This window comes from Pseudomonas sp. SCA2728.1_7 (genome assembly GCF_018138145.1).
GTDB classification, from domain to species: Bacteria; Pseudomonadota; Gammaproteobacteria; order Pseudomonadales; family Pseudomonadaceae; genus Aquipseudomonas; species Aquipseudomonas koreensis_A.
This window is the reverse complement of record NZ_CP073104.1, coordinates 1,071,364-1,097,034: the sequence shown is the minus strand read 5'-3', so window position 1 is coordinate 1,097,034 and position 25,671 is coordinate 1,071,364. Positions and strand designations below refer to the sequence as shown.

20 protein-coding genes and 3 tRNA genes are annotated in these 25,671 nt (G+C 57.5%); 10 read left to right on the top strand and 13 right to left on the bottom strand.

Features of this window, described 5'->3' with window-relative positions; translation table 11 throughout:
- Positions 1-4: 4 nt before the first annotated feature.
- Positions 5-2,038, top strand: a complete 2,034-nt coding sequence (locus KBP52_RS30445; protein ID WP_249122257.1) for a hypothetical protein — start codon at positions 5-7, stop codon at positions 2,036-2,038.
- A 23-nt stretch (positions 2,039-2,061) separates the two neighbouring features.
- On the opposite strand, the gene KBP52_RS04800 is transcribed toward KBP52_RS30445, so the two are convergent.
- The 10 genes from KBP52_RS04800 to KBP52_RS04755 all read right to left on the bottom strand — a co-directional run bounded on the left by KBP52_RS04800 (position 2,062) and on the right by KBP52_RS04755 (position 15,147).
- On the bottom strand, positions 2,062-4,017 hold the full coding sequence (locus KBP52_RS04800; protein WP_212622216.1) for an acetoacetate--CoA ligase: 1,956 nt from the start codon (positions 4,015-4,017) through the stop codon (positions 2,062-2,064).
- A gap of 158 nt (positions 4,018-4,175) precedes the next feature.
- On the bottom strand, positions 4,176-4,949 hold the full coding sequence (gene hbdH / locus KBP52_RS04795) for a 3-hydroxybutyrate dehydrogenase (RefSeq protein WP_123595517.1): 774 nt from the start codon (positions 4,947-4,949) through the stop codon (positions 4,176-4,178).
- A 7-nt stretch (positions 4,950-4,956) separates the two neighbouring features.
- Positions 4,957-6,348: a GntP family permease gene (locus KBP52_RS04790; protein ID WP_064390255.1), complete on the bottom strand. Its 1,392-nt coding sequence runs from the start codon at positions 6,346-6,348 to the stop codon at positions 4,957-4,959.
- Positions 6,349-6,655: 307 nt separating this feature from the next.
- The gene (locus KBP52_RS04785; protein ID WP_212622215.1) at positions 6,656-8,062 is read right to left on the bottom strand and encodes a sigma 54-interacting transcriptional regulator; all 1,407 of its coding nucleotides are present in this window, start codon (positions 8,060-8,062) and stop codon (positions 6,656-6,658) included.
- Positions 8,063-8,229: 167 nt separating this feature from the next.
- The gene (locus KBP52_RS04780; RefSeq protein ID WP_212622214.1) at positions 8,230-9,804 is read right to left on the bottom strand and encodes an ABC transporter ATP-binding protein; all 1,575 of its coding nucleotides are present in this window, start codon (positions 9,802-9,804) and stop codon (positions 8,230-8,232) included.
- Between the two features lie 9 nt (positions 9,805-9,813).
- Positions 9,814-10,836, bottom strand: a complete 1,023-nt coding sequence (locus KBP52_RS04775; RefSeq protein WP_212622213.1) for an ABC transporter permease — start codon at positions 10,834-10,836, stop codon at positions 9,814-9,816.
- Positions 10,836-11,897: a microcin C ABC transporter permease YejB gene (locus tag KBP52_RS04770; protein ID WP_034154280.1), complete on the bottom strand. Its 1,062-nt coding sequence runs from the start codon at positions 11,895-11,897 to the stop codon at positions 10,836-10,838. The genes KBP52_RS04775 and KBP52_RS04770 overlap by 1 nt, the downstream gene beginning before the upstream one ends.
- A complete protein-coding gene (locus KBP52_RS04765) occupies positions 11,897-13,765 on the bottom strand; it encodes an extracellular solute-binding protein (protein ID WP_212622212.1) in 1,869 nt (622 codons plus the stop codon). The genes KBP52_RS04770 and KBP52_RS04765 overlap by 1 nt, the downstream gene beginning before the upstream one ends.
- 133 nt (positions 13,766-13,898) lie before the next feature.
- Positions 13,899-14,180 carry a peptidylprolyl isomerase gene (locus KBP52_RS04760; RefSeq protein WP_007912303.1) on the bottom strand — a complete coding sequence of 94 codons (282 nt, stop codon included), beginning with the start codon at positions 14,178-14,180 and terminating at the stop codon, positions 13,899-13,901.
- Between the two features lie 97 nt (positions 14,181-14,277).
- Positions 14,278-15,147, bottom strand: coding sequence for a triacylglycerol lipase (locus KBP52_RS04755; RefSeq protein WP_077573191.1), 870 nt, complete (start codon positions 15,145-15,147; stop codon positions 14,278-14,280).
- A gap of 336 nt (positions 15,148-15,483) precedes the next feature.
- On the opposite strand from KBP52_RS04755, the gene KBP52_RS04750 reads away from it, so the two are divergent.
- Complete coding sequence (locus KBP52_RS04750; RefSeq protein ID WP_212622211.1) at positions 15,484-16,563, top strand: hypothetical protein; 1,080 nt, start codon at positions 15,484-15,486, stop codon at positions 16,561-16,563.
- A 53-nt stretch (positions 16,564-16,616) separates the two neighbouring features.
- Here the strand turns inward: KBP52_RS04750 and KBP52_RS04745 are convergent, their stop codons facing one another.
- A complete protein-coding gene (locus KBP52_RS04745) occupies positions 16,617-17,693 on the bottom strand; it encodes a 3-deoxy-7-phosphoheptulonate synthase (RefSeq protein WP_212622210.1) in 1,077 nt (358 codons plus the stop codon).
- A gap of 615 nt (positions 17,694-18,308) precedes the next feature.
- Here KBP52_RS04745 and KBP52_RS04740 point away from each other — a divergent pair.
- From KBP52_RS04740 to KBP52_RS04710, 7 genes are all read left to right on the top strand, one after another.
- Complete coding sequence (locus KBP52_RS04740; RefSeq protein ID WP_212622209.1) at positions 18,309-19,067, top strand: carbon-nitrogen hydrolase family protein; 759 nt, start codon at positions 18,309-18,311, stop codon at positions 19,065-19,067.
- Entirely contained in the window at positions 19,067-19,510 is a 444-nt protein-coding gene (locus KBP52_RS04735) for a GNAT family N-acetyltransferase (protein WP_212622208.1), read from the top strand. The genes KBP52_RS04740 and KBP52_RS04735 overlap by 1 nt, the downstream gene beginning before the upstream one ends.
- A 127-nt stretch (positions 19,511-19,637) precedes the next feature.
- Positions 19,638-20,279, top strand: coding sequence for a UvrY/SirA/GacA family response regulator transcription factor (gene uvrY, locus KBP52_RS04730; RefSeq protein WP_016984198.1), 642 nt, complete (start codon positions 19,638-19,640; stop codon positions 20,277-20,279).
- Positions 20,280-20,281: 2 nt separating this feature from the next.
- Positions 20,282-22,105 carry an excinuclease ABC subunit UvrC gene (gene uvrC / locus KBP52_RS04725; RefSeq protein WP_110719179.1) on the top strand — a complete coding sequence of 608 codons (1,824 nt, stop codon included), beginning with the start codon at positions 20,282-20,284 and terminating at the stop codon, positions 22,103-22,105.
- A 32-nt stretch (positions 22,106-22,137) separates the two neighbouring features.
- Positions 22,138-22,698, top strand: a complete 561-nt coding sequence (gene pgsA, locus KBP52_RS04720) for a CDP-diacylglycerol--glycerol-3-phosphate 3-phosphatidyltransferase (protein WP_007950102.1) — start codon at positions 22,138-22,140, stop codon at positions 22,696-22,698.
- Positions 22,699-22,758: 60 nt separating this feature from the next.
- Positions 22,759-22,834, top strand: a tRNA-Gly gene (locus KBP52_RS04715).
- Between the two features lie 47 nt (positions 22,835-22,881).
- Positions 22,882-22,955: transfer RNA gene (locus KBP52_RS04710), tRNA-Cys, on the top strand.
- 321 nt (positions 22,956-23,276) lie between these two features.
- Here the strand turns inward: KBP52_RS04710 and KBP52_RS04705 are convergent.
- Positions 23,277-24,440 (bottom strand): acyltransferase, encoded by a 1,164-nt coding sequence (locus tag KBP52_RS04705; protein ID WP_077573115.1) that lies wholly within the window; start codon positions 24,438-24,440, stop codon positions 23,277-23,279.
- 699 nt (positions 24,441-25,139) lie between these two features.
- On the opposite strand from KBP52_RS04705, the gene KBP52_RS04700 reads away from it, so the two are divergent.
- Positions 25,140-25,226, top strand: a tRNA-Leu gene (locus tag KBP52_RS04700).
- Between the two features lie 65 nt (positions 25,227-25,291).
- Here the strand turns inward: KBP52_RS04700 and KBP52_RS04695 are convergent.
- Entirely contained in the window at positions 25,292-25,576 is a 285-nt protein-coding gene (locus tag KBP52_RS04695; RefSeq protein WP_212622207.1) for a hypothetical protein, read from the bottom strand.
- Positions 25,577-25,671 lie beyond the last annotated feature (95 nt).

The following is a 25,671-nucleotide window of genomic DNA, read 5'->3' as shown; positions in this document are numbered from 1 at the left end:
CACGGTGAAACTCGCGCTTTCCAACATGGCTCATGCAGATCTGCAGGCTTTTCTGACAGGCGCAGTGACTTTCTTTACCTTCCGCGACCATGCGATTGAAACGTCTTCATTTCGCATTGCCGGACCTTTCACTTATGAAGTCGATTATGAAACGCGGCAAGGCAAGGATGCCGCTACTGGACGCTTCGGCCTGTTGATGTGCGTGTCAAATGGCGCCGAGCTTACAGCCTATGAGCTGTTTACGTTGCGGGGTGAGCTGATCAAAAACAATCAGCTCGGTAATGAGCTGGTCAAGAGAGGCTTGTTTCAGAAACCCGCCAGACTGGATTTTGATGGCGATCTTAAAAAACACGATGAGCCCATCGCTAAAACCTCATTCAATATTGATTTCTCCAAGTACATGCATGGCGAATCTCCGGAATATTTTGCAGGATCCGATCGGGCAATCGCGGAGAAGCTGGGCGTGCTAAGCGCCGCTGCCAACCCGATCAAGCTGGAAAGGAGTGTTTACAAGAACTTCAGTAATCCACAGCTTGTGCGCCTCGCCGAGTTCATCATCAATCATCATCCTGTGATCAGGTTTGACGAACTGGTAGCGGCTGCTACAGAGCCAACCGAACTGGAAAATGAGCGGACAAAAGGCGAAAAAATCGCCACTTATTTTGTTGATCTGGCCGTGCCCTTCAAAAAATGTATCGAGGACATCTCGAGTGGTGAGCACAATCGAGTCGTAGACGGGATCTACGGTTGCCTCATGGATGCCATTGCTCTGGGAGGCGCATTCTATGGCGCCGGCGTCAAAGCCTTGAGCATTTCTGCCAAGACAATCTCTGCGGCGAGCAAAGCTGCGCGTGTCACCAAACTTGTCGTGGCGAGCTCCGTGTCTGCTTTCAATCCGGTGGATGGGGTGCCCACGGCGGTGTACGGCGTCGGTAAACTCGTTCACAAGGGATTTCTGCGATTCAGCAAACCAACGCTGGAACTGCTGGGGCTGGCCAAATCTCAATTGACCACGTTGCACGGCAGCAATAAAGGCAAGAACCTGATCCGCTCAGCGGATAATGCTTCAGCAGCGCATGGTACATGGCGGCCGAATGCTTCAGCTTCCGACACGCTTACGGTGCTGGCTGCGCGCAATAACTTCAAGTGGTACGCACTGGATCGTTTGGGCAAGCCTTGGGGGCCGGCATTGGGACACTTCAACTTTACGGCCTCACTTCGCTTGCCGCGGGCCAATCGCACGTTGCCCGTCAGTTACACGCGACTGTTCATTGAGCAAAGCCTGCCGCGCGCGCGGGCAAAAATAGAAAGTGCTATCAGTGTGTTGACGAACCATGACTATCGGGTGGAGCGCGATGCCCTGATTAAAATATTGATGGGCCAGACGTCCAGCGATGCGGCGCATCGAGTCTTGGATTATCTGCGGCTGGTCAGGGCGGATTTCGCCGGCGTTTCCATGAGCAACTTCTTTCTCGATCCGCTCAAGGAGACGAACAGCATCGCTGAGTTTGATGTGGAGGCCTACACGCAATGGAAGCGCGCCGGTGGGCAGAGCCCGATTCCGTTCATCCAGATCAATACTCCCAATATCAATCGCCAGTTCATCGACAAGGGCATGAACCATGACGTGGTGGCGGATGACGTGATCCACGAGTTATTTCACGGGGTCGTACAGCACAGCGATGTCGCCTATGCCCTGGATGTCGATGGTGTTGCCAAGGGTGGTCAACAGCTGGACGTGACCGCACTGCTTAATCTGGCCTTGGGCCGACTGGCAGTTGCTGACTCCAGCGACGTCTTCCACTCGAGCACCAAAGCCTTTGAGAACGCTGATTCTTTGGCAGTGCTCACATCGCTCCTCAGCCAGATGAACACCGATACAGTGACGTTCGAAAGCAATCTGAGTGTACTTCGCGCAGCCATTGACAAAAAAGTCAGTGGCACGGTTATCGGCCCCGTCGTGATCAAGCTGAACGCCGCAGCAACACACGACTTGACTGATCCGCCCCTGGAAGAAGGCTGGACCAGAGCGGTGTAGTTATCGGGCTCAAACCTCTTGTACTAAATATCCAGCTCCGGCCGATCCCGAAACTGCTCCAGCGCTTCGGGATTGGCCAGCGCATCGGTGTTTTTCACCGGCCTTCCATGCACCACCTCACGCACGGCCAGTTCCACAACCTTGCCGCTGATGGTGCGTGGAATGTCCGTCACCGCCACGATCTTCGCCGGTACATGCCTTGGGGTGGTATTGGCGCGGATCACCTGGCGGATTCGTTGTTCCAGCGCCTCGTCCAGTGTCAGCCCTTCACGCAACCTGACAAACAGCACAACCCGCACGTCATCCTGCCACTGCTGACCGATGGCGACGCTGTCCAGCACGTCGGCGACCTTTTCGACCTGACGATAAATCTCCGCCGTGCCGATGCGCACGCCGCCCGGATTGAGCACGGCATCCGAGCGCCCATGGATCAGCATTCCGCCATGCGGCCGTTGTTCGGCGTAATCGCCCTGTGCCCAGACCCCGGGAAACAGGCTGAAATACGACTGGCGCAATCTTGTTCCGTCCGGGTCATTCCACAGGCCGATCGGCATGGCCGGAAAATGCCGGGTGCAGACCAGTTCGCCTTTTTCGCCAATCACCGGTTGCCCGTCATCGTTCCAGACTTCAACCGCCATGCCCAGGCTCTTGCCCATGTTCTCGCCGCGTCGCACGGGTGACAGCGGGTTGCCATTGACGAAGCACGAAACAATGTCAGTGCCGCCAGACATCGACGCCAGGCACACATCAGGCTTGAAGTCGCGATAGACGAAGTCATAGCTTTGCGGCGATAACGCCGAACCGGTGCACAGCAGCGTCTTCAGGCTGCGCAGATCATGACTCTCGCGGGGTTTGGCACCGCTGCTTTCCAGGGTCGCGAGGAACTTGGGGCTGGTGCCGAACACGCTGATACGTTCATCGTCGATCAAGTCGAGCAAGCGCTGATTGTCCGGGTGAAACGGTGAGCCGTCGTACAGCACCACGGCACTGCCGACCGCGAGCGCCGAAACCAGCCAGTTCCACATCATCCAGCCGCAGGTCGTGTAGTAAAACAGCCGGTCTCCGGGGCCGAGATCACAGTGCAGGCCGTGTTCCTTGACGTGCTGCAGCAGTACACCGCCGGTGCTATGGATGATGCATTTCGGCACACCGGTGGTGCCGCTGGAATACAGCACGTACAGGGGATGGTTGAAGGGCACCGCGACAAAGTCCGGTTCGCCGCCCGACTCATAAAACTCGTCCCACAAGGTCACGTCGGCGCCAGTGCGGTAAGTCTCGACCTGGGCCTGAGGCTGGGCGTAAGGCACGATGATCAACTGCCGTAACGTTGGCAGCTGTTCGAGTATTCCGTTGATCTTGTCGGTCTGGTCGATGGTCTTGCCGGCATAGCGATAAGCGGCGCAGGTGATCAACACCTTCGGCTCGATCTGACCGAAGCGGTCGATTACGCCGTGGGTGCCGAAGTCCGGTGAGGAGCACGACCAGATCGCGCCGAGGCTGGTGGTGGCCAACATCGCCACCAGTGTCTGCCAGGTATTCGGCATACACGCCGCGACGCGATCGCCGAGGCCAACGCCGGCGGCTTGCAGGCTTGCTTGAAACCCAGCGACATGCTCGGCGAGTTCGGCCCAGGTCAATTGCTCACGCTGGCCATTCTCCGCCACGCTTATCACCGCCACAGCATCGTCGCGACGACGCAGCAGGTGTTCGGCGAAGTTCAGCGTGGCGCCGGGAAACCACTCGGCGTCGGGCATTTGTGCGCCTTCGCGCAGCACGGCATCGGGCTGGGTGTGAAAGCGGATATCGAAGGTATCGACGATCGCCTGCCAGAACTCCGCGCGCTGCTCGATGCTCCATTGGTGCAGGGCAGGGTAGTCGTCGAGTTTCAGATGATGACGTTGATTGACCGCGCGGCGGAAGGTGTCCATGCGCGATTGGGCGATACGGTTGGCGTCGGGTTGCCAGAGGATGTCGGACATTGGTTGCCTCTTGTTTTATTCATGCACAAGGTCGAGCGCACACATGACACCTGTGGGAGCGAGCCTGCTCGCGAAGACGTCCGTGCACCCAACGACTTCATTGGCTGACCCACCGCTTTCGCGAGCAGGCTCGCTCCCACAGAAGGGGGATGGCTGTGCTATTGGGCGAGCCAGCCACCATCAATATTCCACGCCGCCCCGCGTACCTGGCTGCCAGCCTCGCTGCACAAAAACAACACCAGTTCGCCCAGATGCTGCGGCGTGACGAATTCCAGCGATGGCTGTTTCTCGGCGAGCAGATCATGTTGCGCCTGCTGCGGATCGACACCCTTGGCCGCTCGATCATCGATCTGCTTCTGCACCAGCGGCGTCAGCACCCAACCCGGGCAGATCGCATTGCAAGTGACGTTGCTGGTGGCGGTTTCCAGGCCAACCACTTTGGTCAAACCGATCACGCCGTGCTTGGCGGCCACATAAGCCGCTTTGCCGGTCGAGCCGACCTGGCCATGCACCGAGGCGATATTGATGATTCGCCCCCAACCTTTGGCGCGCATCCCCGGCAGACTCAAACGTGTGCTGTGAAACACCGAAGACAGGTTGATGGCGATGATCGAATCCCAGCGTTCGACGGGAAAATCTTCCACCGCCGCCACATGCTGGATGCCGGCGTTGTTGACGAGAATGTCGACGCCGCCGAACTCGCGCTCGGCGTAATTGATCATGTCGGCAATCTGCGCCGGGTCACTGACATCGGCCGGATGATGGCCGACTTTGCCGCCGAATTGCCCGACCTCGGCGATGACTTTGGACGCATCACCAAAGCCGTTGAGAATCAGATTCGCCCCAGCCTTGGCCAGGCTCAGTGCGATGCCCAGGCCGATGCCGCTGGTGGAACCGGTTACCAGTGCAGTCTTGCCGGAAAGAGTGGTCATGAATACCTCACACAATGCCAGTGGCGTAGAAAGTGCCGATCACTACGAAAACCGCCAGGGTCTTGATCAGCGTAATACAGAAAATGTCTTTATAGGCTTCACGGTGGGTCAGACCGGTGACCGCCAACAGGGTGATGACTGCGCCGTTGTGCGGCAGGGTGTCCATGCCGCCACTGGCCATCGCGGCCACGCGGTGCAGCACCTCCAGCGGGATGTTCGCCGCGTGGGCTGCGCTGATGAACTGCTCGGACATCGCCGCCAGCGCAATGCTCATGCCACCCGATGCGGAACCGGTGATACCGGCCAGCAGCGTAACGGTGATGGCTTCGTTGACCAGTGGATTGGGGATTTGCTTGAGCCAGTCCGCCAGCACCAGAAAGCCCGGCAGCGACGCGATCACCGCGCCGAACCCGTACTCGGAAGCAGTGTTCATCGCAGCCAGCAACGCACCGCTGACCGCGCTTTTGCTGCCTTCGGCGAGCTTGCTGCGAATCGCCTGAAAGCCGAACGCGAGCACCATCAGAATGCCGACCAGCAACGCCGCCTGCACCGCCCAGATCGCCGTCAGTTTGGCGATCTCGGTGGTGACCGGCGTGGCCATGCCCGGCAGTGCGAGGCTGTGGGTCTTGCCGTACCACTGTGGAATCCATTGGGTGAACAGCAGGTTCATGATGCCCACTGCCAGCAACGGCGAAAGCGCAATCCATGGGTTTGGCAATTTCAGGTCTTCAGCGGTTTCCGGCTCGTTGCGCAGTTCGGTGCCGTAGCCTTCGCCGGCGCGTTGCGCCTTGTTGCGTTGCCGCTGCAGAAACAGCATGCCGGTGCAGAACACGAAAATCGTGCCGATCACGCCCAGCCACGGCGCCGCCCACGCGGTGGTATTGAAGAACGTGCTGGGGATGATGTTCTGGATCTGCGGCGTGCCGGGCAGGGCGTCCATGGTGAACGAGAACGCGCCGAGGGCGATGGTGGCCGGGATCAACCGTTTGGGGATATTGCTCTGGCGAAACATCTCGGCGGCAAACGGATACACCGCAAAGACCACCACGAACAGCGACACGCCACCGTAAGTGAGCAGGGCGCAGACCAGCACGATCACCAGCATCGCTTGTTTGGTGCCGAGCAAGCGAATGGCCGCGGCAACGATCGAGCGGGAGAACCCCGACAGTTCGATCAACTTGCCGAACACGGCACCGAGCAGGAAAACCGGGAAATACAGTTTGATGAAGCCGACCATTTTCTCCATGAACACCCCGGTGAACGCAGGGGCAACGGCAGAAGGGTCGGTGAGCAGGACCGCACCGAGGGCGGCAATCGGCGCGAAGAGGATAACGCTGTAGCCACGGTAGGCAGCCAGCATCAGCAGCGCCAGGGCTGCCAAGGCAATGATCACACTCATGGTGTGTCTCTCCAGAATTGTTATTTTTGTGGGTGGAACGGGTGTGGGAGAGACGTTAGCGAGAACTGTGCCAGATATGTAAGTTGCTGAAATATATGAAGTTAATCTGAATGATTGAATCGCAAATGAGTTGTTTGTCTCTGTTTTGAGATGGTGTTGATCGATTTGGCGTCATAGCGAGCAGGCTCACTCCTACAGGGGGGATGTGCACACCTGTAAAAATGTAGGAGTGAGCCTGCTCGCGATGAGTGCGAAGCACTCCTGTGTGTCTGTCTCTATGTGGAGATCTATATCTCTGTATGGAGACTCAAGCGATTCCCAACGCCACCATCTTCTTGTACAGCGTCGACCGCCCCAGCCCCAGTCGAGCCGCTGCCTCCGGTACGTTCCCCGCACATTGCGCTAGGGCTGCCTGAATCAACTGCCGATCAAACCGCTCCCGCGCCTGAGCAAAAGTCTCGTCAGCCAGCGTCTCCATCGTCGGCACCGAGGCACGCTCAACCGGCGTCAACGTACCAATCGCCGCACGAATATCCTGCTCGCTCAGCATCAAGTCATCACTGAGCAACGCTGCCCGCTCCAGTACATTGCGCAGCTCGCGAATATTCCCAGGCCAGGCGTGCTGACCAAGCAACGCCAGCGCATCACCGTGCAACTCGTGCTGACTGCGCAGCTCTTCCAGAATCGCTTCGCTAAGCGCCGGCAGATCATCGAGACGTTCACGCAATGGTGGCACCTGAATCGGCAATACGTTGAGGCGATAGTACAAATCGGCGCGGAATTCACCGCGTTTGATCGCCGCTTGCAGATCGGTCGAAGTGGCGGCAATCACTCGCACGTCGCTCTGAATCACCTCGTTGGAACCGACCGGCTCGAATTCCTTTTCCTGCAACACACGCAGCAGTTTGCTTTGCAGGGGCAGCGGCATGTCGCCAATCTCGTCGAGAAACAATGTGCCGCCCTGGGCGATCTGCAACTTGCCGGTGCGGCCCTTGCGGTCGGCGCCGGTGAACGCGCCGGGTGCGGTGCCGAAAAACTCCGCTTCCAGCAACGCCTCGGGAATCGCCGCGCTGTTGATGCTGACGAAGGCCTTGTGTGCTCGTGGCGAGGCGCCATGAATGGCCTGGGCCAGCAACTCTTTGCCGGTGCCGGTCTCGCCGAGCAGCAACACCGGCGACTCGGCGCTGGCACTGCGTCGGGCACGGCGTTTGACTTCGAGGCTGGCGGCGCTGGTGCCGATAAAGTGGGCGAAGTTGTATTTGGTCTGCCGGGCGCGCAGCAGGGAGCGGGTCGAAGCCAGTTCTTCCTGCATGCTCAAATACCGTTTGAGCATTGGCGACAGGGTGCGCAGCTCGTCGAACAGGGCAAAGCCGATCGCGCCGATCACCGTGCCGGCGTCGTCATGGATCGGCAGGCGCATCACCACCAACGGCTCTTTCGGGGTGTCCTGCATATCCAGCAGGATAGGGCGCCCGGTGCGCACGACTTCGCGCAACAGACTGCCTGGGATCACGCTTTCACAGGGTTTGCCGATGGCGCCTTCAGCCGATTCGAGACCGAAACGCCGGGCGTAACGCTCGTTCATCCAGACGATGTTGGCATCGCGATCGACGATCACCGTGCCTTCGCTGGATTGCTCGATGATCTCGAACAGCGAACGGATCGCCAGGGTGCGGACCCGTTGGTAGTCCTTGAGGCTTTCGGTGGTGTTCATGGAGGCTGATCCTGATTGTTTGTTGCCTGCGCCGGCCCTTTCGCGAGCAGGCTCGCTCCCACAGCGGGCCGGGGTGTTCACAAATTTTGTAAACGACCGTGAATCTTGTGGGAGCGAGCCTGCTCGCGAAAGCCGCGACCCGGTTTCAAGCCGAACGCATATGATGCCTACTGCGGATGCGCCGCCGCCAACAGCTCTTTGGTATACGGATGCTGCGGCGCATCAAACACCTCATGACTGGCGCCACGCTCGACCACTTTGCCGTCCTTGATCACGATCATGTCGTGGGCCAGGGCGCGCACAACCGCCAGATCGTGGCTGATGAACAGATAGGTCAGACCGTGTTTTTCCTGAAGCTGGCGGAGCAGGGCGACCACTTGTTTCTGCACCGTGCGATCGAGTGCCGAGGTCGGCTCGTCGAGCAGGATCAGCGCCGGTTTCAGCACCAGTGCCCGCGCAATAGCGATGCGTTGGCGCTGGCCACCGGAGAACTCGTGGGGATAGCGATGGCGACTCTCGGGGTCGAGGCCGACTTCTTTAAGCACACGGATGACTTGCTCGTCGCATTCATCAGCCGTCGACTCGCAATGCACTTCCAGGCCTTCGCTGATGATCTGCGCCACTGACATGCGCGGGCTGAGGCTGCCGAACGGATCCTGAAACACCACCTGCATCTGTCGACGCCATGGGCGCATCTGTTTCTGATTGAGACCGTCGAGCGCCTGACCCTGAAAGCGGATACCGCCCTCGGAGTCGAGCAAACGCAGGATCGCCTGGCCCAATGTCGACTTGCCGGAACCGGATTCGCCGACGATACCCAACGTCTTGCCACGCTGGATGCTCAGACTGATGCCGTCCACCGCCCGCAGGAGTTGCTTGCGCTGGAACAGACCGCCGCCGACGACGAACTCAACCTTCAGGTCGTCGACTTCCAGTACGTTCTCGCGCTCATCGCGGGGCAGGGCTTCGCCGTCGGGTTCGGCGTTGAGCAGCACGCAGCTGTAAGGATGCTTCGGCTCGGTAAACAGGGTTTCGCAGGGCGCCTGTTCGACGATTTCCCCGGCCTTCATCACGCACACGCGCTGGGCAATACTGCGCACCAGATTGAGGTCGTGGCTGATCAGCAGCAGCGACATGCCCAAGCGTTGTTGCAGGGATTTGAGCAGCAGCAGGATCTTGCGCTGTACCGTCACGTCGAGCGCCGTGGTCGGTTCGTCGGCGATCAACAGCTCCGGTTCGCAGGCCAGGGCCATGGCGATCATCACCCGTTGCCGTTGTCCGCCAGAGAGTTGATGCGGGTAAGCCTTGAGGCGTTCCTTGGGTTTCTGGATGCCCACCAGACCGAGCAGTTCGAGGATCCGTGCCTGTGCTGCTTTGCCACCGAGGCCACGGTGCAACAGCAGCGTTTCGCCAATCTGTTTTTCGATGGTGTGCAGCGGATTCAGCGAGGTCATCGGCTCCTGGAAGATCATCGCGATGCGGTTGCCGCGCAACTCGCGCAAAACCTTGGGATCTGCGCCGATCAGTTCCTGTCCGCGATAGCGAATGCTGCCAGTGGTTTGCGCTTCGCTTTCGGGCAGCAACTGCAGAATCGAATGGGCGGTCACCGATTTGCCCGAGCCCGATTCGCCCACCAACGCCAGGCACTCACCAGGACGAATGTCCAGACACAGGTCGCGCACCACGCTCTGGCTATGGAAGGCGACGTTGAGGTTACGGATTTCAATCAGGTTGTCAGTCATGGCCACGCTTCAGGATCGAGGGTCGAACGCGTCACGCAACGCTTCGCCGATGAACACCAATAAAGAAAGGATCAGCGCCAGGGTGAAAAACGCCGTCAACCCGAGCCACGGAGCTTGCAGGTTCTGTTTGCCCTGACCGATCAACTCACCCAGCGAGGCACTGCCGGCGGGCATGCCGAAGCCGAGAAAATCCAACGCAGTAAGGGTGGAAATCGCCCCGGTCAGAATGAACGGCAGGTAACTCAGTGTCGCGTTCATCGCATTGGGCAGAATGTGCCGGAAGATCACCTTGCGATCACTCAGGCCCAGCGCGCGGGCGGCTTTGACGTACTCCAGATTGCGTCCGCGCAGGAACTCGGCGCGCACCACATCCACCAGTGCCAGCCATGAAAACAGCGCCATGATCCCCAGCAGCCACCAGAAGTTCGGTTCGACAAAACCGGAGAGAATGATCAACAGGTACAGCACTGGCAGCCCCGACCAGACTTCCAGCACGCGTTGCCCGAGCAAATCGACCCAGCCTCCGTAGTAGCCCTGCAATGCACCGGCGGCGATGCCGATCAGGGCACTGACAAAGGTCAGCATCAGGGCAAACAGAATCGATACCCGTGCGCCGAAAATCACCCGCGCCAACACATCGCGCGATTGATCGTCCGTGCCCAGCCAGTTGACCGACGTCGGCGGACTCGGCGCCGGTTTGTTGAGGTCGTAATTCGGTGTGTCGTCACTGAACGGAATCGGTGGGAACAGCAGCCAGCCACCGTCCTTGCGAATCAGGTGCTGCACATAGTCGCTGCGATAATCCGCCTGGAACGGCAGTTGCCCGCCGAACTCCTGCTCGGTGTGGCGCTTGAAGACCGGGAAGTACCATTGGTCCTGATAGCTGACGACCAATGGCTTGTCATTGGCGATCAACTCGCCACCCAGTGTCAGCACAAACAGGCCGATAAACAGCCATAACGACCACCAGCCACGGCGGTTTTTCTTGAAGCGCTCGAAGCGCCGACGGCCCATAGGCGAGAGCTTGAACATCAGGCGTTCCTCGCGGCGAAGTCGATACGCGGATCGACCAGCGTGTAACACAGGTCGCCGACCAGTTTTATCAGCAGGCCGAAGAGGGTGAAGATGAACAGTGAGCCGAACACCACCGGGTAGTCCCGCGAAACCGCAGCTTCGTAGCTCATGCGCCCGAGACCGTCGAGGGAGAAGATCACTTCAATCAGCAAGGAACCGGCGAAGAACACGCTGATGAATGCCTGCGGGATGCCGGACACCACCAGCAGCATCGCGTTGCGGAACACATGCCCGTAGAGCACGCGGCGCTCGCTCAGGCCTTTGGCCCGCGCGGTCACCACGTACTGGCGCGTGATTTCATTGAGAAACGAGTTTTTCGTCAGGATGGTCAGTGTGGCGAAACCACCGATCACCAGCGCCGTGACCGGCAGCACCAGGTGCCAGAAATAATCAGCGATTTTACCGAGGGTCGACAGCGATTCGAAGTTGTCCGACACCAGACCGCGCACCGGAAACCAGTTCAGCGACGTGCCGCCGGCAAACACCACGATCAGGAACATCGCAAACAGAAACGCTGGCATCGCGTAACCGATGATGATCGCCGTGCTGCTCCAGATATCGAAATGACTGCCATGGTGCACAGCCTTGCGGATCCCCAGCGGGATCGACACCAGATAAGTGATCAGCGTCGCCCACAGCCCGAGGGAAATGGTCACCGGCATTTTTTCCAGGATCAGGTCGGTGACTGTCGCGCCACGGAAGAAGCTCTTGCCGAAATCCAGTTGCGCGTAGTTCTTCAACATCAGCCACAAGCGTTCGTGAGCCGGTTTGTCGAAGCCGTACTGTTTTTCGATGTCCTTGATCAGTTGCGGATCGAGGCCGCGACTGGCACGGGAGGTGCCGCTCATGGTTTCGCTGGCGCCGCCACCGACACTGGCGCCGCCGATACCTTGCAGGTGGGCGATGGCCTGTTCTACCGGACCGCCGGGTGCGGCCTGAATGATCACGAAATTGACCAGCAGGATGATCACCAGCGTCGGGATGATCAGCAGCAGGCGCCGCAGTATGTAACCCCACATCAGTGCGGTCCTCCGGGTCTGCCACGGGCGATTTTCTCGGCGGTCATCTGCTGATTGGTCAGCGGCGTGCTGCTGATTTCCCACCAGCTCTCGATGGCTTCGTCATTGCTGGCTTGCACTGAGGGTATGCCGAAGCGGTTCCACCACACCGTCGACGTGCCCGGCGGATAGTAGTTGGGAATCCAGTAGTAATTCCATTGCAGCACCCGGTCCAGGGCATGGGCGTAATGCAGCATGTCGGACTGCGTGGATGCGCGAATCAGACCGTTGATCAACGTATCCACCGCCGGGTTTTTCAACACCATGTAGTTGTTCGCGCCCGGGTCGTTGGCCGACGCGGAAGCAAAGTAATTGAGCAGCTCGCCTCCCGGCGAAGTGCTGACCGGGTAGCCGGTGACGATCATGTCGTAGTCACGGCTCATCAGCCGGTTGACGTATTGCGAGGAGTCGATACGGCGGATGTTCAGGTCGATACCGATCTGTTTCAGCGTGCGTTTGTACGGCAGCAGCAAGCGATCCATACCGTTCTGGCTGACCAGGAAGGTGAAGCTCAGCGGCTCGCCTTGCGCATTCACCAGTTGATCGCCATCCGGTTTCCAGCCGGCCTGTTCGAGCAGTTCGAGGGCTTGCAACTGTTTATCGCGGATCAGGCCGCTGCCGTCGGTTTTCGGCGCCTCGAAGACTTTGCTAAAGACTTCGTCGGGAACCTGGTCGCGCAGCGGTTCGAGGATTTTCAGTTCCTGCGCATCGGGCAGTTCGCTTGCCGCCAGTGGCGTGTTGGAAAAGTAGCTCTGCTGGCGGATATACATACCGCGCATCATCTGCCGGTTGCTCCACTCGAAGTCCCAGAGCATGGCCAGTGCCTGGCGCACGCGGCGATCGGCGAACATGGGTTTTTGCAGATTGAACACAAAGCCTTGGGCCGACTGGGGCGCCTCGGTGGCCAGATGCGCCTTTTGCAGGCGTCCGTCGCTCAGCGCCGGGCTGTCGTAGCCGATTGAATAGCCGGTGGCCGAGAACTCGCGGTTGTAGTCGTAGGCGCCACCGCGCAGCACTTGCCGGGCGACATCGGTATCGCCGAAGTACTCGATGCTGAAATGATCGAAGTTGTAGAGACCGCGACTGACCGGCAAATCCTTGCCCCACCAGTCAGCGTTGCGTTCAAAGGTGATGCTGCGCCCTGAATCGACTTTTCCGACTCGATAAGGGCCGCTGCCCAGTGGTGGTTCATAGCCGCCCCCCCCGGCGAAATCGCGGCTCTTCCACCAATGCTCGGGGAATACCGGCAGGGTCGCGATGTCCAGTGGCAGGGTGCGGTTTTCATTGCTCTTGAAGTCGAAACGCACGGTCAACGGGCCTTCCACTTCGACGCCTTTGACGTCAGCAAACTGGGTGCGATAACGCAGGCTGCCCTGGGTCATCAATAAATCGTAGGTGTAGCGTACGTCTTCGGCGGTAATCGGCTTGCCATCAGCAAAACGTGCCTTGGGATTGATGAAGAACCGCAGCGACAGACCATCGTCCGAGCGCTCCATCTTTTGCGCGACCAGTCCGTAAACCGTGTAAGGCTCGTCCAGCGAACGCTGAGCCAACGGCGAATAGAGCAAACCATCGATCTGCGTGACGCCGATGCCTTTGTCTATATAAGGAAGGATGTGGTCGAAGTGGCCGATCTCGATGGCCGAACGGCGCATCGTCCCGCCCTTGGGCGCTTGCAGGTTGGTGTAGTCGAAGTGGCTGAAACCGGCAGGGTACTTGGCGGGTTCGCCATAAACGGTCAACGCGTGTTGCGGTGCAGCGTTCGCGCCGGCGGTGCCCGTCAGCAGGGCGAGGGCGGTGAGCATCAATGTGGGGAAAACCAGTCGCATTGTCAGCCTTGGAACCGGGAAATCGATAAGCGCAAGTTGTACGCGAGAGGCGCGTCAGTCGCCAGCCGTATATGTAACTGAAACACAACGGCCCACCAGAAGGCGGGCCGTTGGTGAGCAATCAGGCGACGGATCAGTCCTGACGGCTGGTGACTTCCAGCAGGTGATAACCGAACTGAGTCTTCACCGGACCTTGCACGACATTGATTGGCGCGCTGAAGACCACGGTGTCGAATTCCTTGACCATCTGGCCAGGACCGAACGAACCCAGATCACCGCCCTGACGGCTGGACGGGCAGGTGGAGTTGGCCTTTGCGACTTCGGCGAAATCGGCGCCGCCTTCGATCTGGGCCTTGAGTTCGTTGCACTTGTCTTCGCTGGAAACCAGGATGTGGCGGGCAGTGGCTTTAGCCATGGGGAAACTCTCCAATCTATTTCAGTAAAGTGTGGAGCCTACCGGATTCAGTGGGCGAATTCTCGGCAAAGTTCCGTTCGGTTGTCCGTGGCTTTGGTCAGAGATTCGCGGCACGCAGACGTTCGGCGTGTTCAACGTACAGTTCAATCGGGTCGGGCAGCGCAGTCACGGGGCCGGCCGAGCGACGCAGACTGTTCAAGTGGTCCAGCGGATAGTCGGAGCGGATCACTTGCCCCAGGTGAGAGCTGAAACGGCCGACGAAACCATCATTCTGTTCGGTCTCGGTCATGAAATATTGCGACAGCGCATGGCATACGTTTCGGGTCGGATCGAGTGTCGACGGACTGTCGGCGGGCAGGACGCCGCTCCAGGAGTAATAGCGCACACCGTTGACCTGTTCCGCGCCGTGCCCGCCCCAGGTGCTGGGCAACCCCTGCGGAAACCTGTCGTTGAAATCGCCCACGCCTTCGGTCGTCAGCGCATTCAGCGCCGCCAAAGCGTTTTGCGGCAGCGTCACACTGCCACTGAGCAACGAAAGAAAATTGCCAAACAGTGTCGCCACATTCTGGGCGACCGCCTCTGGCAGTCGTCCAGGCACTAATGCCTTGCGCAGAAAATCGGCCAGCTCCGAACCGTGATTCGGGCCGCTGACGGAAGTCACCGAAGCTACGGCGTGTGGCGCGAGCGCCGCAGCGTATCGGGCAGCCAGTGCTCCTTGACTGTGGCCGATGAGGTTGACTTTGTCGGCACCTGTGCCTCGCAGAACACGATCAATCTGTGCAAGCAGTTGTTCACCCCTTGTTTCGTTTTTATGAGTGGCGGAAAGGTGGGGAACAAACACTCGGCTGCCGGCCATCTTCAGAGCGTCCTTTACTTCATGGAACAGCTCGAAATGACCGATGCGCTCGAATCCGAACAGACCGTGTACCAGCAGGATGGGATAGCGAGTTGAAGCATTCCGTTGCATGTTCTTACCTTTTTCACAGAAGTTCATCGGGGGAATCCGGAGGCCACTCTAAAACACTCATCCCGTTGAAGAAGTAAGAAGAGGCTTCTCTTGGCCGTTGAATCTGGACTAGGGGCTGTACGAATTTTCAGATACTTGTGAGATCCGAATCGGAAGTTGAGGACATCTTTCGCTTGGTTGAGGGCGGTTTTGCTCACTTTTGCCTACCCCGCTGGAGGCGTTTGCCGGGTGTCTGCGGCGGATCGGGCTGACATCGAAAATATCGGGAAGCGCGTTAAATGTTGGCTGTCGACGCCGTCCATGAATGCGGCGTTTTTCCAAGGAATGGAGCCACTAATGAACACGCACGAAGTCGAGTTTTGCTACCGGATGCGCCACCCCGTCACTCCCTGTGTTTCGAGCGAACTACTGCCCGCGGCGACCCTTGATTATCCGGGGGGGACGGTGCTTGATCCTTCGCTGTGCAAGGTTGTTGTGCGTATCGCGCCTTATGCAAACATGACCTGTGGCGACCAGTTGCTGTTGAGTTGGGAGGGGCTGGATATAGAAGGCTTCGTCTATCAGCATGAAATGGTGCGCTATGTCAGCGAAGCCCAGGTCGGCAAGGATGTCGTTTTCGTTATCAAAGGCATGCACATCGCCGCACTGGATGGCGGTTCGCTGGAGGTTTACTGGAAACTGCTCAGTGCGAGCTCGTCAGTCCCAGCGTTATCTGCACGCGTGCAATTGTCGGTGGGAGATACACGGCCGCAGTTGCTTGCACCAATTGTCGAGGGAGCGATAAGGGGAACACTGGATCCGGAGCGAGTGGCGGACGGCACGCTTGTCGTGCTTCAGCCTTATGCCCGAATGGCGGCGGGGGATCGGGTCACATTGCTGTGGGGCGCTGAAGCAATGCCGGCAACGTTCAGCGACAGCCTGAAGGTCGAAACCTTTGCTGTCGCTGACGTGCTGTCATTTTGGGTTGACGGGGCGCACATCGCTGCACATCTCGGTGGTGAGGTGTCGGTGCGCTATCGAGTGGAACAGTCCGGTGGCGCGGTTCGAGAATCCGAGTCGGCAAGAATCCTCGTCACGCCGTTCCTTCGTGGTGAGCTGGACGCTCCCGACGTGCTTGAAGCTGAAGATGGCGTGTTGCTGAAAGAGGATTCGATCGACGGGGTGACCATCGTGATTGGTAATGCACAGACGCATGAAGGTGAGCTGGTGTATCTCAAGTGCGACGGAGATCTTTTCAATCACCGGGATGACCGCGAAATCACGCGGGAAACGGCGGGAAAGCCGCTGATCTTTATCGTGCCGCACCGATTCTGGCGTGAGCACGATGGCACGACCGTGCGGGTAGCCTACACAGTCGAGCGTCTGGACGATGTCAGTCAGGAATCTGCTGCCACACCGGTCCGAGTAGAGGCGTAGCGGGACCGACCATCCCTCCGGCTTGCCATAAGTCCGGAGGGATGGTCTGCAAGTCAGTCTTTGGCGTGTTCGGCGAGGCGCTGAGCGGCGGCACGCAGCAAGTGTTCTGTTGCGCTGAAACCGAGGCAGCCATCGGTGATTGAAACCCCGTAGCGCAGGGATTGGGTCAGCGGTTGGCAGCCTTCGAACAGGTGAGATTCAATCATCATGCCGATCAGCGCGCGATCACCTTGCAAGCGTTGCTCAAGCACTTCGTTGAAGACGCCTGGCTGACGCAATGGATCCTTGCCACTGTTGGCGTGGCTGCAGTCGACCATGATTCGGCTCGGAATCTTCAGCCTGTCCAGGTCCGCGTGGATTTTTGCCACGCTCTCGCGATCATGGTTCGGCCCTTTATGGCCCCCGCGCAGGACCAGATGAGTATCGGGGTTGCCAGGCGTTTGAATGACGGCCGGATGCCCTTGGCTATCGACGCCGAAATGTCGGTGCGGATGGGCTGCCGAACGCATCGCGTCAACGGCAATGGCTGCGCCACCGTCAGTGCCGTTCTTGAAGCCTACCGGCATGCTCAGTCCACTGGCCATTTCACGGTGGATCTGCGATTCAGTGGTACGCGCGCCAATGGCCACCCAGCTCAACAGGTCATCGAAGTACCCGGCCGCCATCGGTTGCAGTAATTCGGTGGCCACCGGCAAGCCGAGGCGGATCATTTCCAGCATGAGTTCCCGCGAGAGGGTAAGACCGCCAGCCATGTCATCACTGCCGTCCAGATGCGGGTCATACGCCAGGCCTTTCCAGCCGACCGTGGTACGCGGTTTTTCGACATAGGCGCGCATCACCAAAAGCATTTCGCTGCTGACTTCTTCAGCCAGTCGAGCGAGCTTGCCGGCGTACTCGAGTGCGGATTGGGGGTCGTGGATAGAGCAGGGACCGACGATGACCAGCAGACGCTGATCCTGGCCATTGAGAATGGCGCGAACCGCTTGGCGATGGGCGGCGACTTGCAGGCTCAAGGGATTGCTCAGAGGCAATTGCTGTTTGAGTTGCAACGAGCTGGGCAGACGCAGGGTCAATGCTTCGTTGGCAGAGTTCAGAGTGGACAGTGGCAGAGCAGAAACGGACGAGTTCATATTCGGTTTTCCTGGGCTGGCGGCGGGTGCTTCCCGCTCGCTCGGCCCTACTGGGGTGTTCGACAGTTGGCCGTATTGGCTACGTGTGTGTGCTTGCCACCTGAAGGTGACCGATCGGAGGCGGCAGGCTGTCCCGAGCGGAGGCTGGTAAATCGCCAGGCGCTAAAGCTGTCGTAACGGTAATAAGTGGCGTAGTTCATTTCGTGATTCCTCAAAGTGTCTGGTGTGCTGCTGAAAAAGTTGGGGCTGAAAAAACAAAACCCCCGGTCGGGAGGCCGACCGGGGGTTGAGAATTCTCTGGTAGGCGACCCGTTGTCATGGGCGCCGTTTGGGTATCAGGCGCGCCAGTGGCTAAACCAATACCCAAAATAAAAGCTGACCGGAGCGCAAACGTCATTCACCCGGGCAGCCGCAACCGAGCGCAGGGCGCTGGTGGTAGGAAGCTGTGAGAGGGCGATGAACATGGTCTGTCTCCAATGAATGGGCCGAGCTTACTAGAGGCCGATACGCCTCAGCAATCAGAAATTGCTATCGCATTATCAACAAAATGCCTATTGCCTGATTTGGCCAAGAGTGGTGACACTCAGCATTTCGCATGATTGCCAAGGATGAACCGTGTCGACACTGACCATTGCCGCTGCCCAAAGCCTCTCCCTTGCCGGGGACCTTCCCGGGAACATTGCCCGACATTGCCGCTTTATTGAGGCAGCAGCGGAGCAGGGTGTCGAGTTGCTGGTTTTTCCCGAGTTGTCGCTGACGGGCTATGAAGGGCAGGATGCGGCAGCATTGGCGATCGACCCGCAAGATGCTGTGCTACGTCCCCTGAGGGATTTGGCCCGAGAGCTTAAGGTGACTGCCGTTGTCGGTATGCCTATCCGGTTGGAGGGCAGTGTTTCGGTGCTGATCGGTGCTCTGGTTCTGGGCGCTGACGGCTCTCTCGGTGTTTACAGCAAACAGCATCTGCACACAGGCGAGGACCTCGTTTTTGCACCCGGTTCTGGCGGGCCAACCCTGAACATTGGCGAGGAAGTGGTCGCATTGGCGGTATGTGCCGATTTCTCTCATTCCAGTCATGCCTTGGCGGCTGCAGGTCAGGGCGCTGGCTTATACGCCGCCGGTGTCTTGATCAGCGAGAAAGGCTACGCGGCCGACACAGCGATACTTCAAGGCTACGCCCGGCAACACTCGATGGCTGTGCTGATGGCCAATCACGGTGGGCTGACCGGCGGTTGGCAATCCGCCGGGCGCAGTTGCGTCTGGTCTGAAGACGGTTCGCTGATCGTTGCTGCGCTGGGAACGGGCGATTTTCTGGTCGTCGCTCAACGTAACAACGGTGTATGGCAGGGACGGGTTGTTCCTGTTACGCAAGCCTGATGACATTCCACTTACGTCCTGCGGCCCCAGAAGACCTGGAATTTGCCCGCGATCTCACCTGTCAGAACATGCTGCGCTACTACATTCACCATGACCTGTTATGGCAGGACGAGGCGTTTGACGTGGCGTGGCCGGGGCGGCAGAACTGGCTGATAGTGCAGGGTGATGTGCCGGTGGGTTTTCTCAGCCTCAGTCGGGATATGCGCGCGCTGTACATTCGTGAACTGCAGATTGCTGAAGCGTTTCAGGGGCGGGGCGCGGGTTCCTGGGTGATTGATCAGGTTATCGACCTGGCCCGCAAAGAAAGACGCCCCGCTTTACGCCTGACCGTATTCGACAATAATCCGGCGAGAAACTTGTATGAAAGAAAAGGCCTACAGGCTCAGGGCGCGGACGAGTGTTTTCTGCGAATGCAGCTTGATATAAGTACACATGTGCTCTGAAACCCACGGCCGGCAAGCCCTCAATGATGAATTGAAACTTTTTAAATGACGCTTTCCGCTAGGTCTGTGGGGTACTTTTTGCTAAGGTGTCCGGCATCCCAATATGACCATATCGCGAGGTGTCTGCTTGATTAGGGTGCTAGTGGTCGATGACCATGATCTCGTTCGCACAGGCATTACACGTATGCTGGCCGATATCGATGGCTTGCAGGTGGTTGGCCAGGCCGAATCCGGGGAAGAGTCCCTGATCAAGGCCCGAGAGTTGAAGCCCGATGTGGTGCTGATGGACGTCAAGATGCCTGGCATCGGCGGCCTCGAAGCCACGCGCAAACTGTTGCGCAGTCATCCGGATATCAAGGTGGTCGCAGTGACGGTGTGTGAAGAGGATCCTTTCCCGACACGCTTGCTGCAGGCTGGTGCTGCGGGTTATCTGACCAAGGGCGCGGGTTTGCCGGAAATGGTTCAGGCCATTCGCCTGGTGTTTGCCGGCCAGCGCTATATCAGTCCGCAGATTGCCCAGCAATTGGCGATCAAGTCCTTTCAGCCGTCCAATGATTCGCCTTTCGATGCCTTGTCCGAGCGGGAAATTCAAATCGCGTTGATGATTGTCGGCTGTCAGAAGGTACAGATCATTTCCGACAAGTTGTGCCTGTCGCCGAAAACCGTGAACACCTATCGCTACCGTATTTTCGAGAAGCTTTCGATCAGCAGCGACGTCGAGTTGACACTGTTGGCGGTTCGTCACGGCATGGTTGATGCCAGCCTCTGACCATGACTGAAACATTCGATTCCGGCGCGTTTCTGTCGACAGTCAGTGGGCGCCCGGGCGTCTATCGCATGTTCGACAGCGATGCGCGCCTGTTATACGTGGGCAAGGCCAAGAACCTGAAAAAACGCTTGGCCAGCTACTTCCGCAAAACCGGTCTGGCGCCCAAGACTGCCGCGTTGGTTGGGCGCATTGCGCAGGTCGAAACGACCATCACCGCCAACGAAACCGAAGCGCTGCTGCTTGAGCAAACGCTGATCAAGGAGTGGCGGCCGCCGTACAACATTCTGTTGCGCGACGACAAATCCTATCCCTATGTGTTTCTGTCCGACGGCCAATTCCCGCGCCTGAGCATTCATCGCGGGGCGAAAAAAGCCAAAGGCAAATACTTCGGTCCCTATCCGAGCGCCGGCGCCATACGCGAAAGCTTGAGCCTGCTGCAAAAGACCTTCTTCGTTCGCCAGTGCGAAGACAGCTACTACAAGAACCGTACCCGGCCATGTCTGCAATATCAGATCAAACGCTGCAAAGCGCCTTGCGTCGGGCTGGTCGAGCCTGAGGTCTATGCCGAAGACGTGCGTCACTCGGTCATGTTTCTTGAGGGGCGTAGTCACGCGCTGACCAACGAGTTGTCGACGGCGATGGAAGAGGCGGCAATCAACCTGGAGTTCGAGCGAGCTGCCGAGTTGCGCGATCAGATCGCGCTGTTGCGCAGGGTCCAGGATCAACAAAGCATGGAAGGCGGCACGGGAGATATCGATGTCATCGCGGCATTCGTCAACCCGGGTGGTGCCTGCGTGCATTTGATCAGTGTCCGTGGCGGACGCGTGCTGGGCAGCAAGAATTTCTTCCCGCAAGTCGGGATCGAAGAAGACGTGTCGGAAGTCATGGCCGCGTTTCTCGGCCAGTACTTCATCAGCAGCCCTGAGCGCGATTTGCCGAGCGAACTGATCGTCAACGTGGTGCACGAAGATTTTCCGACGCTGATCGAAGCGATCCATGAACTGCGTGGGCGCGAATTGGCCATCAGCCATCGGGTGCGTGGTACGCGTGCGCGCTGGCAGCAACTGGCGGTGACCAACGCAGAACAGGCGTTAGGCGCACGCCTGGCCAATCGTCAACACACCGCAGCGCGGTTTGAAGCCTTGGCCGAAGTATTGAACCTGGATGAGCCGCCGCAGCGTCTGGAATGCTATGACATCAGTCATTCCAGTGGTGAGGCCACGGTTGCTTCTTGTGTGGTGTTTGGCCCGGAAGGCGCGATCAAGTCGGACTATCGGCGCTACAACATCGAAGGCGTCACGGCGGGTGACGACTACGCCGCCATGCACCAAGCCCTGACGCGACGCTTCAGCAAACTCAAGGAAGGCGAGGGCAAGTTGCCGGACATCTTGCTGGTGGACGGTGGCAAGGGTCAGCTGTCGATGGCTCGAGATGTTCTCAACGAGTTGGCCGTACCGGATCTGATTCTGCTCGGCGTCGCCAAAGGCGCTACTCGCAAGGCGGGCTTCGAAACGTTGTATCTGAATGATGCGGCGCACGAGTTCACCTTGCGTGGCGACTCGCCGGCGCTGCACTTGATTCAACAGATCCGCGATGAGGCCCACCGTTTTGCAATTACCGGACACCGCGCACGCCGAGGCAAAACCCGCCGTACGTCAACGCTGGAAGGCGTTGCGGGCGTTGGGCCAACCCGACGTCGCGATTTGTTGAAACATTTTGGTGGATTGCAGGAGCTGACTCGTGCAAGCATCGAAGAGATCGCCAAAGCCCCGGGGATCAGTAAAAAGCTCGCAGAGTCGATTTATGCGAACCTGCATAGCGAGTAGAATGCCCCTTCACCTCGTAGCCAGTTGTGCCGATGAATATCCCTAATCTGATTACCGTTCTACGCGTCCTGCTCATCCCGATCTTCATTTTGCTGTTCTATCTCCCTTACCAGTGGAGTTACATGGCCTCCGCCTCGGTGTTTGCCTTTGCGGCAGCAACGGACTGGCTGGACGGTTATCTGGCCCGTCGTCTCGAGCAAAGCACTCCGTTCGGTGCGTTTCTCGATCCGGTCGCCGATAAACTCATGGTTGCAGTGGCTCTGGTGCTGCTGGTCCAGGAACACGGCAATCTCTGGCTCACTCTGCCGGCTGCTGTCATCATCGGTCGCGAGATTGTGGTGTCGGCCTTACGCGAATGGATGGCCGAACTCGGCGCCCGTGCTCACGTAGCCGTTTCAAATCTCGGCAAATGGAAAACCGCCGCGCAGATGCTCGCGCTGGTGATCCTGCTGGCCAATCCAAAGGACTTCAGTTTCTGGGTTATCCTGGGTTATGCCTTGCTGATGGTCTCTGCTGGCCTGACATTGTGGTCGATGGTTCAATACCTTCGCGCTGCCTGGCCGCACCTGAAGACCGATGTTGAAAAGAAATAAAACTTTTTTGAATCAAGGGGTTGACGGAGCTTCTTAATTCTATAGAATGCGCATCACCAAGCGGGAATAGCTCAGTTGGTAGAGCACGACCTTGCCAAGGTCGGGGTCGCGAGTTCGAGTCTCGTTTCCCGCTCCAAGTTTAAAACGCATTTGTTGTTGTGCTACTGATAACAAATGTTTTGAGGCCGAGTAGCAAAATGGTTATGCAGTGGATTGCAAATCCACCTACGCCGGTTCGATTCCGACCTCGGCCTCCACTCTTAAAAGCCCCGTAGATCAGTGATCTACGGGGTTTTTTATTGCCTGCGGGAAAGGTGGTCTGCGCCAAAAATTTTCTTAGGCGTCACGTAAACAACCAGTTGTTTGTACTGAATTGTTCATCATGTGCTGGTTCAACCTGCCTACTTGGCAGAGGCATTACCAGCTCTGGTTTTAATAGCCCTTCTCGAACGGTCAACGCCGATCATGGCTACGAGCCTGCTGAAGATGGTGCAGCTCTTTCTCGGGGGGGAAGGGCATCCCCTCGGAGTGGCAAGAGCTGCCATCGCTCGAATAGACTAAAAATCCTGACTATCCGTTTAAGGTTGTTGAATAACTCTTAGTTTCATACCTTTTGAAATCTTTTCGCCTTTTTTCCTAAGTGGTGTCTCAATGAATCTGTAGTTCAGTTCAGAGAGAGCGAGTGTGAAGAATATAAAAACGAAAACGTATGACGCGACGCTCAGTGTGTCGTAGTTAGTATTTGTTGAGCTTTCTGCGGGGCTGAACATAAGCTGGCGAACTGTAAACAGGACTATAAAGTGGACCAGGTAGATAGCATAAGATCTTGAGCCCAGGTAATCACAGAAAACCTCCACTGGTTTCCAGCGCGTAAAGTAATTTTCGTTGTAGCTAGCAGCCCAAACGAGTAAAAACGCCCCGACAGAAGTAATCCCCATAGCAAACGGAATTGGTGCCACAGGAATCGTTATGGCTCCCAATCCGGCGATCATCAGCAATAGCAGGAGAGTGCAAAGTGGGCCGTTTCGTAGGAAGTCTGGCCTTGCGCGTTGATATGAAGCATGTTTCTGCCAGATGGCCAGGACGACGCCGAGGGCAATGGCATCAGTTCTAAATGCCCACAAATAGGGGGTTGGGTCGGTCAATTGCCTTGATAAAAAAAACTGTGCAAGGAAGACCGCACCGAAGATCATCGCCATCCGCCGCGTTCCGGCCAATACAGCGATGACAGGTAATATCAAGTAGAACTGATTCTCAAGCGAGAGGCTCCAATATATACCAACAGTGCCGCAAGTACTGGCGTCCCGGCATGCTGGGAATATGACGTTAAAAAACTGAAAAGCCGCTGCAAACGCCGGCCACGCGAAATCCTTCAGTTTAGGGATATACCCTTCGCCGCCATGCCATGCGGATAGCAAAAGACCCATCAATACCCAGAAGAACGCGGATGGCATCAGGCGCCAGAATCTTCGAGTCCAGAACGGAATAGAGAAGTCGAGAATCGATTTGAGGCTTCTTGAGGATGGTATTTCGTTGATTATTGATTTGGTGATGATAAATCCGGATATGCAAAAAAATACGTCAACGCCGTAACCAAATCGAAAGTAGGCGAGAACTACTCGGTATACAGAGTCAGGAGACAGCAAAGCAGAGATATGGGCGAAAATTACAAGAATAATTGCGAGCGTTCTGAGCGCTTCGATATCACTATTCTTTCTGAGCGTGGTGTGAGCTGTTTGCATGGGTGACTCATTCAACATACGGTTCGTGTTTTCAGCAATAGGCCATTCTGTTTTCAAAGTAATTCGTCTGAATCTTTGACGTGCATGAAGGGCCGCGATTGGTCTGGATTCTATCAAGGGCCTCCATGTCGCGGGGGGCTTTTTACCCTGGAGACAATCAGCGTCTAGCAGGTTCGGCTGCGCGCAAGCCCCGAATAACCTGACCATGGCAGCGGCAGGTAGAGTAGGACAAGCGACTCGTGCTCGGTCCGCGAACGGCAGGCAAATAAAAAACCTCGAGAAAATCACAAATACGGTCTTTAAGCGGACTACCTCCGCAGAGATAGCATTTCTCGATCGAAGCAGGATCTATTACTTCCCGAAAAATACCCTGTTGTATTGCGTCGCCCGCAGCGCGTTAAAAATCAGTAGCTTGCGAAGCGGGTATAGTGCTAACCTATTGAAATACGTAGCTTTATAGGTGGTTTGCAATCCACCTTCGCCGCCTTGGTTTCCGACCTTGGCTGTTACTTCAAGCAAGCTCCGTAGAACCATGATTTAAAGCACTTTTTATTTGCAGTGTTCGCAGGATTCAGATTTGAAAAACGCCCACTGCAAGCTTGCTTCACCGGGAAGTGATGTATATATTTCCCGCACTGCTGTTCAAGGTTGATCCTGTCAGGATCGCGACTTTGCCGCAGAAAGCAACACCGCGCTACCGCCCGAATGGCGAAACTGGTAGACGCATGGGACTTAAAATCCCCCGCTCGTAAGGGCGTGCCGGTTCGATTCCGGCTTCGGGCACCATGAATATCAAAGGCCTGCATGAGTATTCTCATGCAGGCCTTTTTTTGTGCCTTTTTTATGAGGGGCTAAACGAACGTCTGCCCGCTAAAGCCCCGAGGCAAGCGCTGAAGTCCGGCCATTGCTGTCAGCCGTTCGATCCATTCTGCGCGCCAGTTTGCTTCGCTGTGCGTGGCTTTGGTCTGGCGGGCCATTCTGCGGGCGGCATTGCGCTGATCTTTTCGTGCCTGCTTGTAGGCATCGGTATTGCGGCAGCTGCGGCATTTCACACGATTGAGTTCTCGGCTTGCCGACAGTTGTTTGCCTTTGTGACCACAGGCCAGATGCCCGTCAACGTTGAAATGGATAACCATGAACTGTCTCCTTTGCGACGTGTATTGCTTTTGACAACTCACGTACTGTGCCGTTCGGCGATGGGGCGCAGGCAAAAAAACACCCGCATGCGGGC